18 protein-coding genes and 2 pseudogenes are annotated in these 15,808 nt (G+C 73.5%); 12 read left to right on the top strand and 8 right to left on the bottom strand.

Annotated features, from left to right (window positions below):
• The first annotated feature begins 79 nt into the window (after positions 1 to 79).
• On the top strand, positions 80 to 1,519 hold the full coding sequence (gene gabP, locus EV188_RS18380; RefSeq protein WP_133827686.1) for a GABA permease: 1,440 nt from the start codon (positions 80 to 82) through the stop codon (positions 1,517 to 1,519).
• 22 nt (positions 1,520 to 1,541) lie between these two features.
• Here gabP and EV188_RS18375 read toward each other — a convergent pair whose 3' ends face one another.
• Complete coding sequence (locus EV188_RS18375) at positions 1,542 to 2,747, bottom strand: FAD-dependent monooxygenase (protein WP_133827685.1); 1,206 nt, start codon at positions 2,745 to 2,747, stop codon at positions 1,542 to 1,544.
• Positions 2,748 to 2,807: 60 nt separating this feature from the next.
• On the opposite strand from EV188_RS18375, the gene EV188_RS18370 reads away from it, so the two are divergent.
• From EV188_RS18370 to EV188_RS18350, 5 genes are all read left to right on the top strand, one after another.
• Positions 2,808 to 3,275, top strand: coding sequence for a MarR family winged helix-turn-helix transcriptional regulator (locus EV188_RS18370; RefSeq protein ID WP_166659949.1), 468 nt, complete (start codon positions 2,808 to 2,810; stop codon positions 3,273 to 3,275).
• 48 nt (positions 3,276 to 3,323) lie between these two features.
• Complete coding sequence (locus EV188_RS18365; RefSeq protein WP_133827683.1) at positions 3,324 to 3,824, top strand: ATP-binding protein; 501 nt, start codon at positions 3,324 to 3,326, stop codon at positions 3,822 to 3,824.
• A gap of 84 nt (positions 3,825 to 3,908) precedes the next feature.
• A complete protein-coding gene (locus EV188_RS18360; RefSeq protein WP_133827682.1) occupies positions 3,909 to 4,769 on the top strand; it encodes a TetR/AcrR family transcriptional regulator in 861 nt (286 codons plus the stop codon).
• Entirely contained in the window at positions 4,766 to 5,650 is an 885-nt protein-coding gene (locus EV188_RS18355) for a beta-keto acid cleavage family enzyme (RefSeq protein ID WP_133827799.1), read from the top strand. Before EV188_RS18360 ends, EV188_RS18355 begins: the two co-directional genes overlap by 4 nt.
• Positions 5,647 to 6,579: a 3-hydroxyacyl-CoA dehydrogenase NAD-binding domain-containing protein gene (locus tag EV188_RS18350; RefSeq protein WP_133827681.1), complete on the top strand. Its 933-nt coding sequence runs from the start codon at positions 5,647 to 5,649 to the stop codon at positions 6,577 to 6,579. Before EV188_RS18355 ends, EV188_RS18350 begins: the two co-directional genes overlap by 4 nt.
• Before the next feature lie 19 nt (positions 6,580 to 6,598).
• Here EV188_RS18350 and EV188_RS18345 read toward each other — a convergent pair whose 3' ends face one another.
• Together EV188_RS18345 and EV188_RS18340 are read right to left on the bottom strand one after the other, a co-directional pair.
• The gene (locus tag EV188_RS18345; RefSeq protein WP_166659948.1) at positions 6,599 to 7,108 is read right to left on the bottom strand and encodes a GNAT family N-acetyltransferase; all 510 of its coding nucleotides are present in this window, start codon (positions 7,106 to 7,108) and stop codon (positions 6,599 to 6,601) included.
• Between the two features lie 186 nt (positions 7,109 to 7,294).
• Entirely contained in the window at positions 7,295 to 7,684 is a 390-nt protein-coding gene (locus EV188_RS18340) for a DUF5997 family protein (RefSeq protein ID WP_133827679.1), read from the bottom strand.
• 42 nt (positions 7,685 to 7,726) lie between these two features.
• On the opposite strand from EV188_RS18340, the gene EV188_RS18335 reads away from it, so the two are divergent.
• The gene (locus EV188_RS18335; protein ID WP_133827678.1) at positions 7,727 to 8,419 is read left to right on the top strand and encodes a LysR family substrate-binding domain-containing protein; all 693 of its coding nucleotides are present in this window, start codon (positions 7,727 to 7,729) and stop codon (positions 8,417 to 8,419) included.
• 94 nt (positions 8,420 to 8,513) lie between these two features.
• The gene (locus EV188_RS18330; RefSeq protein ID WP_133827677.1) at positions 8,514 to 8,975 is read left to right on the top strand and encodes a PGPGW domain-containing protein; all 462 of its coding nucleotides are present in this window, start codon (positions 8,514 to 8,516) and stop codon (positions 8,973 to 8,975) included.
• Between the two features lie 24 nt (positions 8,976 to 8,999).
• Here the strand turns inward: EV188_RS18330 and EV188_RS18325 are convergent, their stop codons facing one another.
• Positions 9,000 to 9,548, bottom strand: coding sequence for a hypothetical protein (locus EV188_RS18325; protein WP_133827676.1), 549 nt, complete (start codon positions 9,546 to 9,548; stop codon positions 9,000 to 9,002).
• Between the two features lie 66 nt (positions 9,549 to 9,614).
• Positions 9,615 to 10,025, bottom strand: a complete 411-nt coding sequence (locus EV188_RS18320; protein WP_133827675.1) for an ester cyclase — start codon at positions 10,023 to 10,025, stop codon at positions 9,615 to 9,617.
• Between the two features lie 106 nt (positions 10,026 to 10,131).
• Between EV188_RS18320 and EV188_RS18315 the strand changes: the two genes are divergently transcribed.
• The 3 genes from EV188_RS18315 to EV188_RS18305 all read left to right on the top strand — a co-directional run bounded on the left by EV188_RS18315 (position 10,132) and on the right by EV188_RS18305 (position 12,252).
• A complete protein-coding gene (locus tag EV188_RS18315; RefSeq protein ID WP_133827674.1) occupies positions 10,132 to 11,271 on the top strand; it encodes a PucR family transcriptional regulator in 1,140 nt (379 codons plus the stop codon).
• 86 nt (positions 11,272 to 11,357) lie between these two features.
• On the top strand, positions 11,358 to 11,810 hold the full coding sequence (locus EV188_RS18310; RefSeq protein WP_133827673.1) for a VOC family protein: 453 nt from the start codon (positions 11,358 to 11,360) through the stop codon (positions 11,808 to 11,810).
• A gap of 1 nt (position 11,811) precedes the next feature.
• On the top strand, positions 11,812 to 12,252 hold the full coding sequence (locus EV188_RS18305) for a nuclear transport factor 2 family protein (protein WP_133827672.1): 441 nt from the start codon (positions 11,812 to 11,814) through the stop codon (positions 12,250 to 12,252).
• A gap of 67 nt (positions 12,253 to 12,319) precedes the next feature.
• Here the strand turns inward: EV188_RS18305 and EV188_RS18300 are convergent, their stop codons facing one another.
• The 3 genes and pseudogenes from EV188_RS18300 to EV188_RS33225 all read right to left on the bottom strand — a co-directional run.
• Complete coding sequence (locus EV188_RS18300) at positions 12,320 to 13,441, bottom strand: FAD-dependent oxidoreductase (RefSeq protein ID WP_133827671.1); 1,122 nt, start codon at positions 13,439 to 13,441, stop codon at positions 12,320 to 12,322.
• Between the two features lie 214 nt (positions 13,442 to 13,655).
• Positions 13,656 to 14,021 (bottom strand): annotated as a pseudogene (locus EV188_RS33230) (hypothetical protein); the annotation flags it as partial.
• A 139-nt stretch (positions 14,022 to 14,160) separates the two neighbouring features.
• Positions 14,161 to 14,817: pseudogene (locus EV188_RS33225) on the bottom strand (MFS transporter); the annotation flags it as partial.
• A 72-nt stretch (positions 14,818 to 14,889) separates the two neighbouring features.
• Here EV188_RS33225 and EV188_RS18290 point away from each other — a divergent pair.
• The gene (locus EV188_RS18290) at positions 14,890 to 15,804 is read left to right on the top strand and encodes a LysR family transcriptional regulator (protein WP_133827669.1); all 915 of its coding nucleotides are present in this window, start codon (positions 14,890 to 14,892) and stop codon (positions 15,802 to 15,804) included.
• Positions 15,805 to 15,808: the final 4 nt, after the last annotated feature.

Raw genomic sequence — 15,808 nt, 5'->3', positions numbered from 1 at the left:
GTCGGCCAGGCGTTGACGCACCCGTCGCCCGGCGCGTCAGCTGGGGCCCGTCCACCGCCCACGCCACGGAGGGGTCGTGATGGCCGGATCACCCGACAGCGCCGACGAGAGCCACGAGAGCGGCGGCACGGCCGTCCGCACCGACGCGCGGGACGACGGCGAGCTGCGCGCCGGCCTGCGGCAGCGGCACGTCACGATGATCAGCATCGCCGGCGTGATCGGCGCCGGTCTGTTCATCGGCTCCGGCGAGGCCATCGCCACCGCGGGCCCGGCGGTGCTGATCTCCTACCTGTTCGCGGGCACGCTCGTCGTGCTGGTCATGCGGATGCTGGGCGAGATGGCCGCCGCCCGGCCGGACCCCGGCTCGTTCTCCACCTACGCCGACCGCGCCATCGGGCCCTGGGCGGGCTTCACCGTCGGCTGGCTGTACTGGTGGTTCTGGGTCCTCGTGATCCCCGTCGAGGCCACGGCCGCCGCCGTCATCCTCAACTCGTGGCTGCCCGGCGTCCCGCAGTGGGGCTGGGCCCTCGCCGTCACCGTCGTCCTCACCGTGACCAACCTGTTCGCGGTGTCGAACTACGGCGAGTTCGAGTTCTGGTTCGCGCTCCTCAAGGTGATCGCGATCATCGCGTTCATCGTGTTCGGCGCGCTGGCCGTGCTCGGGCTGCTGCCCGGGGCCGCGGGCGACGTCAGCGGCCTGTCACGCCTGGTGTCGAACGGCGGTTTCGTGCCGAACGGGTTCGGCGCCGTCGTCGCGGCGGTCCTGATCACGATGTTCAGCTTCATGGGCACGGAGATCGTCACGATCGCCGCCGCCGAGTCCAGCGACCCGGCCCGCGGCATCGGACGGGCCACCCGGTCGGTGATCTGGCGGATCGCGGTGTTCTACCTGGCGTCGATCCTGCTGGTCGTGGCGATCGTGCCCTGGCAGGACCCTCGCCTGCCCGAGTCCGGGTCGTACCAGGCCGCGCTCGAGGTCCTCGGCGTCCCGGGGGCGAAGGCGATCGTCGACGTCGTCGTGCTCGTCGCCGTGGCGAGCTGCCTGAACTCGGCGCTCTACACGGCCTCGCGGATGCTGTACTCGCTCGGCCGGCGCGGGCAGGCGCCCGCCGTGGTCAACCGCACGACCGGGCAGGGTGTGCCGCGGTTCGCGGTGCTCGGCTCGACGCTCATCGGCTTCCTCGCGGTGATCGCGAACTACGCCTTCCCCGAGCAGGTGTTCTCCACCCTCCTCGCGACGTCCGGCGCCGTCGCGCTGCTGGTCTACCTCGTGATCGCGGTGTCCCAGCTGCGGATGCGCCGGATACTCGAGCGCGAGGGCTCCGAGATGCCGGTCCGGATGTGGGCCTACCCGGTACTGACCTGGGCGGTGATCGTCGCGATCCCCGCGGTGCTGGTCTACATGGGCACCCGGGAGGGGTCGCGGTTCGACCTGGCCATGACCGCGATCATCGCGGTCGCCGTCGTGATCGTCGGTGTCGTGCTCGCCCGCCGGACCCGCGACCGCTCTCCGGGGTGACCCCGGGCCTCGGATCACCGGGTCAGACGGCCGAGGAGGCCCGCACCGGATAGTCGGGCAGCGTGACGACGTCGACGGGCAGCGACGGGTCGAACAGGCCGACCCGGGCGAGGGCGCTCCCGAGCGGACCCCCGGCGACGCGGAGCCCGGCGCGCAGGAGCCGGCGACGCCACTCGACGCGCGGGTGCCCGTGGCGCGGGACGAAGTCCTGCGCACGGTCCACCTGGGGTCGCAGGATGCCCTCGTAGCGGGCGAACGCCGCGGGCACGTCGTCCGGGGTCGCACCCAGCTCGCCGGCCAGCACGTACGCCCCGGCGAGCGCGCTGGTGGTGCCGGTGCCGAACGGGCCGGCGCACCAGGCGGCGTCGCCGAGCAGCGCGACCCGGCCGCGGTGCCAGGTGGGGAGGCGGACCTGGGCGATCTGGTCGACGTGCAGCGAGTCGTCGTCGAGCCCGGCCAGCACGCGCGGCGTCTCCCACCCGAGGTCGCCGTAGGTCGCGCGCAGCACGGCCACGACGCCCTCACGGTCGAGGCGGTCGAGCCCGCGCACGTCGCTGGAGAGGCTCAGCATGGCGCGGGTGGTGCCGACGTTGTCGGGACGCAGGTGGACCAGGCGTCCACGGCCACCGAAGAAGATGCGCCACTGCCGGTCGTCGTCCGCGGTGCGCGGGATCGTCAGGTAGGCCGCGAGGAGCCCGAGCTCGTCGACGCGCGCGTCGGGGAAGACGAGGTCGCGGGTGCGTGACCGGGAGCCCTCGGCGATCACCACGGCGTCGAACCGGCGGGCGGGACCGCGCGCGAACTCGACCTCGACGCCACGACCGTCGTCGTGCAGCGCGGTGATCTCGTCGCCGAAGACGTACCCGGCCGCGCCGGCGGACCGGTCGTACAGCAGGCGGGCGAGCTGACCGCGCAGGATCTCCAGCTCGGCGGTCGGGCTGCTGTCGGCGTCGTCAGCGCCCGCGGGGAACGACGCGAAGGCGCGGCCGTCGGCGTCGACGAAGGCGAGCCCGGTCTCGCTGGTGTGGTGGGCGCGGGCGGCGTCCTCGAGTCCCGCCCGGCGCAGCACCTCGCGGCCGGTGCCGCGAACGTCGACGTTCTGCCCCTCGTCGCGCAGGCCGGCGAAGCGTTCGACGACGGTGACGTCCCAGCCGGCGGCGGCCAGCCACCACGCCGCGGCGGGGCCGGCGATGCTCGCGCCGGAGACCAGGATGCTCGGTGTGCCCACACGGGCGGCTACCCCGGTCGGTAAACAAGTTAACGACTTCGGGATGATGGGATGCACGGCGTGAGCGACGACGCGATCCGCGAGGAGCCGGCCCTGGCGGCGCTGGACGACACGACGCTGGCGGTCCGTCGCCTCATCAGCGCCTCGCAGGACCTGACGGTCCGCACGGCCCGTCGCCTGGCGATGAACGTCAGCGACATGACCGCGATCATGCAGCTCAGCGAGCACGGACCGATGGGCGTCGCGGAGCTCGCCCGGCGGCTGGGGGTGTCGTCACCCGCGACGTCCGTGCTGGTCGACCGGCTGGAGAAGGCCGGACACGTCGCGCGGGTCCGCGACACCCTCGACCGCCGCCGCGTCCGGATCACGGACACCCCGGCCGGACGCGCGGCGACACTGGCGGCCTGGCTGCCCGCGATCGAGGAGATCGACGAGGTCAGCCGGTCGCTCTCGGCCTCGGAGCGGGACGTCGCCCGGGATCTGCTGGACCGCCTCACCCGGGCGATGGCCCGCCGCGCGGAGGCCTGAGACCTCCGCGGCGTCGATCAACCGGGCACGATTCGGGTAGCCGACACCATGACCCCGTCCAGCTGCCCGCACGGCGACGACCGCGTCGACCGCCGCGCCGCCGACCAGGCCGAGCGCCTGGCCTGTGTCTGCTGGCCGGCGGGCGAGCCGGGCGACCCCGGGTGGCTCCACGAGCGCCTGCCGGCGGGCCCCCTGGCGGTGCGACGGCTGCGCGGGCGGATGCGGACCTGGGTCGAGGCGTCCGGACTGGACGAGGAGCTGGCGGAGTCGGTCGTCCTCATCGTCGACGAGGCCGTCACCAACGCCGTCGAGCACGCGTGCCCCGACTGGGACTGCCACGTCGAACTCGTGGCGGGACCCCGGGCCTGCGGGGACGGTTTCGCCGTGCTCGTCACCGACAACGGGGTGTGGGTCGAGCCCACCGAACCCGGTTACCGGGGCCGGGGCGTCCAGCTGATGCGCGAGCTCGCGCACCGCAGCAGCATCGAGAGCTCCGAGACGGGAACGGCCGTGCGGCTGTGCTGGGCCGGCGCCATGGCGACAGCCTGACCCTCATCGCAAGATCGGCCGCTTCCTGACTGTCACGACAGTCAGCCTTGCGATTCGGGCAGGACCGCGTCTACGGTCGTCGCCGTGGCCGAGCACGAGGTGCGTGAGCGGGTGCGCCGCGCGGTCGACGCGGCGGGCCGGACCCGTCGCGAGGTCGCGGCCGCGATCGGGATCGACGAGACCAAGCTGTCGAAGTCGCTCGCCGGGCGCCGGCGCTTCACCGCCGAGGAGCTCGCCGCGGTCGCCGAGCTCGCGGACGTCGAGCTGACGTGGCTGCTGCGTGGCGAGGGGGACGCCCCGGTCACCGCGGCGACCGACCTCATCGAGGACCCGCGCCCCGAGCCCGACGACGCCCGCAAGCGCATCCTCGACGCCGCCTGGACGTTGATCGCGACCCGCGGGTACCACCGCGTGCGGATCGCCGATGTGGCGGAGGCCGCCGGGACGAGCAGCGCCGCCGTGCACTACCACTTCGACGACAGGGACGCCCTGCTCGACCAGGCCCTGCGTCACAACGTCGAGCTGGCCCACGACCGCCAGGCGACGACGCTGGCGGCCATCAGCGACCCTCGCGAACGGCTCCTGCGCCTGCTCGAGCTGCAGATGCCCGAAGGCCCGGTGCTCGAGCCCGAGTGGTCGATCTGGATGCAGGTGTGGAGCGAGGCCGTCGTCGACCCGGGCCGTCGCGACCTCTACGCCCGCGGCCAGGACCGCTGGTTCCGCACCGTGCTCATGACCCTGGAGGCCGGCGCCGAGACCGGGGTGTTCCGGTCCGGCGACCAGACCCTGCGGGCCCGCCAGCTCACCGCGCTCGTCGACGGCCTCGGGGTCGGCGTGATGACCGGCGCCTCGACCCCGGCGGACATGCGCGCCGCCCTCCACGACTTCATCGACCACAACCTCGTCGACCACAGCCTGCGGAAGGACCTCCCGTGCGACCCATGAACCGCCGCGTCGTGATCACCGCGGCCCTGACCGGCGCCGCCGACAGCCCCGCCAAGAGCCCCCACGTGCCCGTGACCCCGCAGCAGATCGCCGACGACGCGATCGCGGCCGCACGGGCCGGAGCGGCGGTCGTGCACGTCCACGTCCGCCACCCGGAGACCGGCATCCGGTCCCGCGACGTCGCCCTCTACCGCGAGGCCGCGGGCCTGATCCGGGCCAGCGACGTCGACGTGGTCCTCAACCTCACCGCCGGGATGGGCGGCGACCTCGTCGTCGACGACGAGGACCCCCTCAAGCCCGTCGACGGCACCGACCTGGTCAGCCAGCACGACCGGATGCCGCACGTCGAGGAGCTCCGGCCCGACATCGCCACGCTGGACTGCGGGTCCTACAACTTCGGTGACGGCCAGGCCCTCTACGTCTCCACCACCGCGATGCTGCGCGAGGGCGCGAAGCGGTTCCAGGAGCTGGGCGTGAAGCCCGAGCTGGAGGTGTTCGACACCGGCCAGCTGTGGTTCGCCAAGGTGCTGCACGACGAGGGCCTCGTCGACGACCCCGCGCTGGTGCAGTTGTGCATGGGGGTGCCCTACGGTGCGCCGGCCGACGTGGGGGTCCTGCAGGCGATGGTCAACCTGCTGCCCGCCGACGCGCAGTTCACCTCGTTCGCGCTGGGGCGGGACCAGCTGCCGTGGGTGGCGCAGTCGGTGCTGCTCGGCGGGCACGCCCGCGTCGGGCTCGAGGACAACCTCTACCTCTCCCGCGGGGTCAAGGCCACCAACGCCCAGCTCGTCGAGCGCGCCGTGACGATCGTCGAGTCCCTCGGCGCCGAGGTCGCGACCCCCGACCAGGCCCGTGAGATCTTCGGACTGGGCGCCCGGTGAGGGTCGCCTGCGTCGGGGCCGGCGTCATCGGCGGCGGGTGGGCCGCGTACTTCCTCGCGCGCGGCTTCGACGTGGTCGCCTGGGACCCGGCGCCCGACGCCGAGGCCCGCCTGCGTCGGGTCGTCGACGCCGCCTGGCCGGCGCTGACCGAGCTGGGGCTCGACGAGGGGGCCGACCGGTCCCGGCTGAGCGTCGCGGGCTCGCTCGCGGAGGCCTGCGCGGACGCCGCGTTCGTCCAGGAGAGCGCACCCGAGGATCTCGAGCTCAAGCGCCGCCTGCTCGCCGAACTCGTCGACGCGACCGCGGACGACGTGGTGATCGCGTCCTCCACCTCGGGGTTCCCGATGTCGGACATGGCCACCGAGGCGCTGGACCCGAGCCGGCTGGTCGTCGGGCACCCCTTCAACCCGCCCTACCTGATCCCGCTCGTCGAGGTGGTCGGCGGCACGGCGACCGACCCCGATGTCGTGGCCCACGCGGCCGACTTCTACCGGTCGATCGGTAAGTCGGTGATCGAGATGGACCGCGAGGTCCCCGGCTTCGTCGCCAACCGGCTGCAGGAGGCGCTGTGGCGCGAGGCGCTGCACATGGTCGCGAACGGCGACGCGACCGTGGAGCAGATCGACGCGTCGATCACCGAGGGCCCCGGGCTGCGGTGGCCGGTGCACGGACCGTGCCTGACGTTCCACCTCGCCGGCGGGGAGGGCGGCATGGCGCACATGCTCGACCACTTCGGCCCCTCGCTGCTCGCGCCGTGGACCCGGCTCGACGCCCCCGAGCTCACCGACGAGCTGCGGGACGCGATGGTGAAGGGCACCGGCGAGGAGGCGGGGACGCGGTCGTTCGCCGACCTCGTCGCCGAACGCGACCGCGCGGTCATCGCCACCCGCCGGGCCGTCGAGAACGCGCGGGCCCCGCGGACGGGATGACCGGGGAGGCCCGGCGGGTTCAGCGCTCGTCGTCGGGGTTCGAGGGCAGCCGCAGCGTGGCGGTGGTGGTGGTCCCGGACACCTCGGTGTCCACCGTCCCGAAGTGGCGCAGGAGCCCGAGCTGCGCGGAGTTGTCGCTGAGGACCTCGGCGCTGATCGTCGTGACGTTCTCCTCGCGGGCCCGGGACAGGAGCCGACGGAGGAGCTGGAACCCGACGCCGCGCCTCTGCCAGTCGTCGGCGACGACGATGGCGAGCTCGGCGCTCGCCGGGTCGGTGTCGCTGCGGATGAAGCGGGCGATGCCCACCCCGTGACCGGTGTCGGGCACGACGGCACCGAGGGCCTCGTGGTCGCGGTGGTCGACCTGGGTGAAGAAGCGCACCTGCTGGGGCGACAGGTGCGGCAGGATGGTGAAGAACCGCTGGTAGGCGCTGGTCTCGCTCAACAGCTCGTAGCCGGCCGCCAGCTCCTCCGCGTCGCCGGGCTCGACGCTGCGGACCAGCACCGTGGTCCCGTCGGACAGCGCCACGTCCTCCCACACCGACCGGGCCGGGCACTCGTCCGCACCTGTCCCTCGGTCGGCATCGCCGGTCGCCGTTCGGTCCGGTTCGGGCACCCGCCCATCGTGGCGCCGATCGGGACGAATCGACACCCCGGGGACGAGGCGGTCCACCGGACGACGTCGTCGCGGAGAGCGAGGCCCGCGAACGGTCGACTACCGGGTGCCCCCGCCGCCCGAGCGCTCGGCCCGCAGTCGGGCCTCCTCGCGCTGCACCTCGGCGCGGAGGTTGCGCTCGCGGCGCAGCCACTCCGGCTGTTCCTCCTTCAACGCCGTGATCTGGGCGGTGGTCAGCGGCTCGGTGATCTCGGCACGGGCCAGACCGGAGATCGACACCCCGAGCCGGTCCGCGACGACGGGGCGCGGGTGCGGGCCGTCGCGCCGCAGCTCGCGCAGCCAGGCGGGCGGGTCGGCCTGCAGGGCGTCCAGCTCCTCGCGGGACACCACGCCCTCGCGGAACTCGGCGGGCGTGGCGTCGAGGTGCACGCCCAGCTTCTTCGCCGCCGTCGCGGGCTTCATCGTCTGCGTCGCCCTCTGCCGTGCCATCGGCCCAGGTTATCGGGCCCGACCGGCCGATAGCCTGAGCCCGTGACCGAGCCCGACGAGACCGCGTCCTTCCGGCTCGGCTACGTCCCGGGTGCCACACCGGGCAAGTGGGCACGGATATGGGCCGAGCGTCGTCCCGACGTCCCCTTCGAGCTCGTCGGCGCGACCACGGACGAGGTGGTGGACCAGGTCCGGGCCGGCGCGCTGGACGCGGGTGTGGTCCGGCTGCCGATCGACCGGGCGGGGCTGCACGCGATCCCCCTCTACACCGAGGTCACCGTGGCCGTCGTACCGAAGGACCACGTGCTCACGGCGGTCGACGAGGCGGGGCTCGAGGACCTGTCCGACGAGATCGTCCTCCGTCCGCACGACGACACCCTGCCCTGGCCCGGCGCGCTTCCGGGCCGGTCGCCGGCGTTCGACTCCCCGACGACGGCCGAGGCGATCGAGCTCGTCGCCGCGGGCGTCGGCGTGCTGGTGCTCCCCCTGTCGTTGGCGCGCCTGCACCACCGCCGGGACCTCGCCCACCGACCGGTGACCGACGCGCCGCAGTCCGGCGTCGTCCTCACCTGGCCGGACGCGGAGAACACCGAGCTGATGGAGGAGTTCATCGGCGTCGTCCGCGGACGCACGGCCAACAGCTCCCGCACCCCCCGTCCGGGCGGCCCGCCGCCGAGCGCCCCCTCCCCCGCGTCGAGGGGACGGACGAAGCGCCGCGCGGCGCGCCGTCGCTGACGTGTAGCCGACGGCCGAGTGGTGCATCCCCGAGCGACATCGAGCGGTCCTCCCACCGGGCAGACGCTCTGTCTCTGACCTGGGAGAGGACGACATGGTGCGCGTGGACACCGACGACGACGATGTGACAGACCCGGAGACGACGGCCGCCGACATCGACGACGACGCGCTGGGCGAGCCCGCCGCCGTCCCGCGCGGGGGTCTGCGCCATCGGCTGCGCACCAACCCCAGCACGCGTCAGGTCTACCGCGTGGTCGTCTTCACGGTGGGCCTGCTCTGCATCGCCGCCGGCTTCGCGCTCTCGGTGCTGCCCGGCCCGCTGACCATCCCGCCGGTCCTGCTCGGGCTGTGGGTGTGGTCGACCGAGTTCGGGTGGGCCCAGCGGCTCTTCGAACGCTTCAAGGTCAAGGGTCGGCAGGCCTGGGACCACGCCAAGCGCCATCCGATCAGTTCCACCGCCATCACGGTCGGCGGCATCGTCGCGGTCGTCGTCGGGATCTGGGCGATCCAGCACTTCCAGCTCGTCGCCGTCGTGCGCGGGGCCGTCGGCCTCTGATCCGACGACCACCGCGGGTGGAGATCAGCCCCCGGACGAGGCGGCGACGACGGCGCGCAGGGCGAGCCGGTCGAGCACGAGCAGGGCGCCGACCGGCCCGAGGTCGCGGGGCACCGAGAACCGCCGGACGTCGCCGGCGTGGCCGTAGACGGTGGTCGGGACCGCCCAGTGCCGGCCGCGAGCGTCGACGAGCTCGCTCTCGAGCAGCAGGTAGCGCCGCCCGCCGACCGTGACCCGGTCGCGCGTCGCCAGCAGGGCGCCACGCTCGATCGACATGGGCTCCGGGGACGTGGCGAGCCCACCGCGCACGGGGCGCAGGCGCGGCGAGTTGCTCGGGCGCTCGACGCTCGGGGTCCAGACGCCGACGTCCTGGCCGTCCCACACGACGCCGGCGTCCTTCGCCGCCCACCAGACCTCGACCGTCACCGGCTCCCCTCCGGCCTTGTCGTGCGGCGACCCCTGCAGCCACGCGGTCTCCTCGGCCCGGCGGTGCACCCTCCCCTGTCGCACTCCGAAGACGACGAGCGCGACGACGCAGGCGCACAGCGCCACCACGACCAAGGTCACGACCATGACGTGACTCTAGGTAGCAGACGGGCCGCCTCCTGACCGCCGAAACGGTGAACAGCCCACGGTCGGTCAGCCGTTCGCGGCGTCCACGGCCTCGATCACGCGGAGGTCGTCGCGGACCGCCCAGTGGTCGGTGAGGTGCTCGCCGTCGGCGGCGAAGACGTGGAGCTGCTGCCAGGCGATCTGCGCGCCGCTGGGCGGGCGGTCCCCCAGCCACGGGATCCCGCAGCCGACGTGCCGTCCGTGCAGCGTCACCCACACGGTGATCCGTCCGTCGTCGAGCGTGCCCCAGCCGTGCAGCTCCGCCCGCCGCTCCGCGAAGCTCGACTCGATCCAGCCCCAGACCATGTCCCAGGTCTCCGGTCCACGTCGCTCGCTGACGTGGTCGTGCAGGTCGGGCCGCATCATCGCCTGGAACTCGCGCCGACCGTGCGCGATCCATCCGGCGTAGGCCTGCGCGACCTGCTCTGCGTCGAGCACGGACCCACTGTGGCACGGGAGGCGCCGCTGTGGTCCCTCGCGCGCCCGCACGACGGAGCCCGCCGGCGCCCGCGCTGCACCGGCCGACCGGACTAGCATCGCGAGGGTGACCACGGGTCCTGCCGAGCTGCTCGCCGAGGCGCTCGCGACCCGCGCCGACGAGATCGCGCGCCGTGTCCACGCCGGGATCGCGGCGGACATCCCCACCTACGACCGCGTTCCCCGCGCGGAGGTCCAGGCCTCCGTGGTGCAGATCGTGCACGATGTGGGTGGCGTGATCCGCGCCGGCGCGGTGCCCGCTCCGCCGCTGATCGTGCAGGCGGAGGAGTCGTCGCGGGCGCGGGCCAAACAGGGCGTCCCGATCCACGACATCATGCACGCGTTCCGGTTCTCGATGGGAGCCGTGCGGGACGCGGTCGCGGCCCTCGCGGAGGAGGTCGGTCTCGACGCGGCGGACACCGTCGACCTGCTGACCCTCCTGTGGTCCTACAGCGACGCCTACACGGCCAACGTCGTGGCGGTCTACCGGCAGTCGGACATCGAGAACGCGCTGGACCAGGCGCGCCGGTCGCAGCAGTTCCTGCTCGGGCTCCTCGACGGCACGCTCGAGGGCGCCGCCCTCACGCTCGCCGGCACGGCCCTGTTGCTCGACCCGGACACGCCGTACCGGGCTCTGCGCGCGCAGCCGGCGAGCGCGGACCCCGGCCCGATGCTGCAGGAGCTGCAGCGCCAGGTCGCACGGCACCCGGGCGTGGCCGTGGTGGCGGCGATCGGCGCCCACGTCGTCGGCGTCGTCCCTTTCCGTCCGGAGGCGGTGGCCGACCAGTCCCTGATCGCTCTCGGACCAGCCGTCCGCCTCGACCGGCTCGACCGCTCGTTCCGCACGGCGCAGGCCGTCCTGACCGCGTCCACCACCCTCGGGCTGGACGGTGTCCTCGCGCTGGAGGACCTGAGCTGGCGGATGGCCGCGGCCCACGCCGGTGAGCTCAACGGCCTGCTGCGCGAGCGGTACCTGGCACCGCTGGACGATCAGGGTGAGTTCGGGGCGCTGGTACGCGAGGCCGTCGCGGTCTACCTCGCCGAGGACCGCAGCGTGCCCCGCGCCGCCCGCGCCCTCCCCGTACACCCCAACACGCTGCGGTACCGGCTGCGGCGCTTCGAGGAACTGACCGGCTGCTCGCTGGACTCGACCGAGACCATCGTCGAGGTCAGCTTCGCCCTCGGCATCAGCGCGCGCACCGTGTAGGAGTCGTCGGCGGGGACGAACGAGGGGGCCGAGACATGTGGCCGGGAACGAAGACCCGTCGCGTCCCGCTTCCTAGCGTCGAGGACATGCCGCTACCCGCGAACCCCGCCCGCAACCCCGACTCGCCCTTCGCCTCGATGCGCGCCCACCACACCGGCATCCGCTACCCCGACTTCGAGGACGCCCGCTCCTTCTGGGTCGACAAGATGGACTGGCGGGTGCTGCAGACCTGGCCCTACGGCGACCTGACGCTGGCCTACGTCATGCCACCCGACCAGGACGACTTCCACCTCGAGATCCTCGCCGGCCCCGGCGCCACCCCCCAGCCCGAATTCGCCGACGTCGACGAGAGCCTCGGGGTCACAGGGCTCAACCACGTCTGCATCGAGGTCGACAGCGTCGACGACACGCTCGCCGAGCTCCGCGCGCGCGGCGTCGACGTCGTCAACGAGCCCTTCGAGCTCGACGAGATCAGCGCCCGGCTCGCGTTCTTCCGCGACCCCTGGGGCAACATGTTCGAGCTCTCCCAGCGGATCTGACGTGACCGCCAGGGACCTCGCCGCCGAGGACGCCCGCAAGCAGAACGTCGCCACGGCCTTCGCCGACTGGGCGGACGGTCGCGGCGGCCCGTTCGCCCTGCTCGCCGACGACGCCCGGTGGACGATCACCGGGAACAGCCCGGTGTCGAGGACCTACGAGAGCCGCCAGGAGTTCCTCGACGTCGTCATCGACCCGTTCAACGCGCGGATGTCCACGCCGCTCGTGCCCGCGGTCCGGGGGCTCTACGCCGACGGCGACTGGGTGATCGCCCTGTTCGACGCGTCGGCCATCGCCCGCGACGGGCGGCCGTACCGCAACACCTACACCTGGTACCTGCGGCTGGTCGCCGGGGAGATCGTCGAGGCCGTCGCCTTCTTCGACACCCTCGAGTTCACCGACCTCTGGACCCGCCTCGCGCCGCCCGACGGAGAACGCCCGTGAGGACCGGCGTCATCAGGCGGGCACCACGGGGACGACGCCGGCGTGGAGAACGGTCCTCGCCCGCCGATCAGAAGGGCTGGGCGAGCCGCGCGAAGGCCTCGCTCATCAGCCCGGCGTGGTCGGCGCCGGGCGTGTCCGGGTGCGTCTCCCAGTGGCTGATCTGCGCCGAGGTCTCGACGACGTACCGGGCGCGGTCGAACCTCCGCTCGGTGAACTGGTCCAGGCCGGCGTCGAGGTCCCCGGCGGCGTCCAGTTCCTCGCCCAGCGCGACGACGTCCTCGAGGCACATCGCGGCGCCGGCGGCGAGGTGCGGCGTCGTCGCGTGGGCTGCGTCCCCGAGCACCACGACCCGGCCGCGGTACCACGGGCGGGGCACGACCAGGTTCTCGAAGCGCGTGTAGTTGATGGGCGTCGTGTCGCCGATCCGGTCCCGGACCTGGGCCGCGAAGCCCCCGAAGGGCTCGATCCGCTTCCGGACCAGCTCGGGCATGTCCGCGGCCGCCGGCCGGAACGACGCCTCGATCGGGAACAGGACGTACATGTACATCGAGTCGGCCCCGGTCGGGGTGAAACCGATGGTGATCTCCTCGCCACCGACGATCTGGCATTTCGTGGTGAGCTCGGCGGGCCGGGGTAGGACGACGCGGAAGATGCCCTGTCCCAGGAAGCGCATCTCGACGTCGCCGACGACGAGTCCTCGCACCGTCGACCGGAGACCGTCGGCGCCCACCACCAGATCGAACGTCGCGGGCTCGCGGGCACCGTCGAAGGTGACCGTCGCGGAACTCGTGGCGTGCTCGATCGACGCGATCGAGGTCCCGGTGCGGACGTCGACGCCGAGCGCTGTGGCGCGGTCGAGGAGGATGCGGTGCAGCTCGGGGCGCATCATGCCCATCATCCCCGGGAGATCGGCGCCGACCGCGCGGGGCAGCGGGAACCGGGTGAGCTGTCGGCCTTCGGGGTCGTACAGCTCGAAGTCGTCCATGACGTAGCCGCTCCCGGCACAGAGCTCGTACAGGCCGAGCCGGTCCAGCGCCCGCAAGGCCGGACTGATCAGGCCGATGCCACTGCCGAGCGCGTGGATGCGCGAGTCCCGATCCACCAGCTCGACCTCGACACCGCGTCCGGCCAGGGCGATCGCGGTCGCGAGTCCGCTGATCCCACCGCCGACGATCAGCGCCCTGGTCATGCCGGTGCTCCTTCGGGGAGTCGTGGACAGCGGACGGCGCGCGGATTCGAGGACGGAAGTGCTCCGGCCGACACGGAGAACGGTCCGCCGATGGTGCGCTTCGCTGTGGCCGCGACGTTAACCGCAGCTGCCCGCAGCCGGTTAGCGAACCGAATCGATGCGAACCATCGCCGTGGTCGATGGACCGAGGGCCGAGGGCCGAGACAACCGTCATGAGCACGGTGAGGGCGAGCGTCGCGACGGCGATGGTCGACAGCGCCGCGTCAAGGGGAAGCGCGGCCGTGAGCAGGCCGACGAGCAGGGCCGGGAGTCCGGCGCCGAGGTAGAAGGCGGAGTAGACGGCAGCGGCGGTGCGGCTGGCCCGGTGCGGTGGGGTCGTCGTGCTGACGATGGTGGTCGCCCCGCCGTAGAGCAGGCCGTTGGCGAGGCCCGCGACGACGCAGGCCGTCACGATCGCGACGAGCGAGCCCACGCCGAGCGCGAGGACCACGAGCGACACCGCCAGGGCGACCAGGCCCACGAGCTGCGCACGACGGGCTCCCAGCCGACCGACCGCCGGCACCGTCAGCGTCGACCACACCAGGAGTGCGCCGGCGAGGCCTCCGGCCACGAGCGGGTCGCCGATGCCGAGGAAAACGCTCGGCGACCGAGGAGATCAGCCCGAGGAAGAGACCGACCACCGCCCAGCCGAGGAGACCGTTCACGGCGGCGACGACGAGGGCCCGCCGTGCGGTGGGGGCCGGCGCGCCACCGGGGTCGGCCCCGGCCTCCGTCGACGGCCCTGACTCGGGGTCCCGCACGCTGCCGAGCCCGACGAACACGACCCCGAGCAGCACCAGGTCCACGCCGAACGGCAGGAGTCCGGGAGTCGGCCCGTACCGGGTGAGCGCGCCCCCGAGGACGGGCCCCGCACCCGTGCCGAGGATGAACACCACGGCCGACACCCGGCCCGCACGAACCTTCTCCGCGCCGCTGGTCGCCACCGCGACGCCGGCGCCGGTGATCACGGCGAGCGCGATGCCGTAGGCGACACGGCCGAGGACCAGCCAGCCGGTGCTCGTCGCGAGGGCGAGCGCGAGGGAGCCCGCGGCGGCGATGACCACCCCGCAACGCATGACCCGGCGCGGGGAGAACCGGTCCCCGAGAGGGCCCAGCAGGAAGACCGCGGGCACGCTGATCAGGGGGTAGATCGCGTAGACGGCGGTCAGCGTCAGGTCGCTGAAGCCGAGCTGCGCCTGGTAGGCGGGGTAGAGGGGGCTCGGGATCCCGGCGCCGGCGGCCGCCAGGGCGAGCAGCGCGAGCGCCCACCCCCGCGCGGTCCGCGACGGACCGACCGGCGCTCGTGCCGTCACCGACGAGGACGCGGAAACGCTCATGGAGTGGACCATGCGCGGAGGGACCATTCAGCACCAGCGCACGCTTCTTCATCGAGCACGTAGCATCGCTACATGATCGACCCGCGGCTGCGGACGCTCCAGCTCGTGGCCCACCACGGGTCGGTGACGGCGGCGGCCAAGGCGTTGCACTTCACCTCGTCCGCGGTGTCCCAGCAGCTGCGCGGGCTCTCCGACGATCTCGGGGTGGCGCTGATGCGCCAGGTCGGGCGTCGCATGGAGCCCACGGCGGCCGGGCACGTCCTGCTGCGCCACGCCGAGGCGCTGCACGCCCGCGCCGAGGTCGCCCGCGCGGAGCTCGCCGGCGCGGAGGACTCACCGGGCCGGATCGGCCTGTGCGGGTTCTCCACCGCGGCGTCGCGGCTCCTCGTCCCGACGGCCGCCGCGTTGCGCGAACGGTTCCCCGACCTGGCGATCCAGGTGATGGACGCCGAACCGGCACGCGGCATCGACCTGTTGCTGGCCGGTGACTGCGACCTCGCGCTGCTCGTGGTCGACGACCGCGTCCCGCCCGAGACCGACAAGCGCTTCGAGCAGCACGCCGTGCTCGACGACCCGATCGACCTCGCCGTCCCGGTCGGGCACCCCCTCACCGCCCGGTCCGAGGTGACGCTGCGCGACGCCGCGTCCGAGCTGTGGATCACCTGCCGCCCCGAGAGCGCCTACCACCGCCTCACCCTCGCCGCGTGCCAGGCGGCCGGCTTCACCCCGACCGTCGCCCACTACGCCGACGAGTGGGAGACCGGCACGGCGCTCGTCGCCCACGGCTTCGGGATCTTCATGCTCCCCCGGCTGGCCCCGGTGCACCCCGGCACCGACGTGGTGCGCCTGCGCCTGGGTGGACCAGCGGCCCCCGTGCGTCGCATCGTGGCCGTGACCCGGGCGGGCGCCGCCGCGCAGCCCGTCATCGGGCACGCGCTGACGTCGATCACGGACGTCGCCGCGTCGATCGCCGCGGGCACCGGGTAGCGGC

Source organism: Actinomycetospora succinea (genome assembly GCF_004363095.1).
Taxonomy (GTDB): domain Bacteria; phylum Actinomycetota; class Actinomycetes; order Mycobacteriales; family Pseudonocardiaceae; genus Actinomycetospora; species Actinomycetospora succinea.
Note: the sequence above shows the minus strand (reverse complement) of the source record. Positions and strands in the feature narration are given on the sequence as shown.

Coding starts and splice junctions, on each gene's coding strand:
- EV188_RS18365 (WP_133827683.1), top strand. CDS start 3,324: ATGACCCCGTCCAGCTGCCCGCACGGCGACGACCGCGTCGACCGCCGC.
- EV188_RS18330 (WP_133827677.1), top strand. CDS start 8,514: ATGGTGCGCGTGGACACCGACGACGACGATGTGACAGACCCGGAGACG.
- EV188_RS18325 (WP_133827676.1), bottom strand. CDS start 9,548: ATGGTCGTGACCTTGGTCGTGGTGGCGCTGTGCGCCTGCGTCGTCGCG.
- EV188_RS18355 (WP_133827799.1), top strand. CDS start 4,766: ATGAACCGCCGCGTCGTGATCACCGCGGCCCTGACCGGCGCCGCCGAC.
- EV188_RS18310 (WP_133827673.1), top strand. CDS start 11,358: ATGCCGCTACCCGCGAACCCCGCCCGCAACCCCGACTCGCCCTTCGCC.
- EV188_RS18290 (WP_133827669.1), top strand. CDS start 14,890: ATGATCGACCCGCGGCTGCGGACGCTCCAGCTCGTGGCCCACCACGGG.
- EV188_RS18340 (WP_133827679.1), bottom strand. CDS start 7,684: ATGGCACGGCAGAGGGCGACGCAGACGATGAAGCCCGCGACGGCGGCG.
- gabP (WP_133827686.1), top strand. CDS start 80: ATGGCCGGATCACCCGACAGCGCCGACGAGAGCCACGAGAGCGGCGGC.
- EV188_RS18300 (WP_133827671.1), bottom strand. CDS start 13,441: ATGACCAGGGCGCTGATCGTCGGCGGTGGGATCAGCGGACTCGCGACC.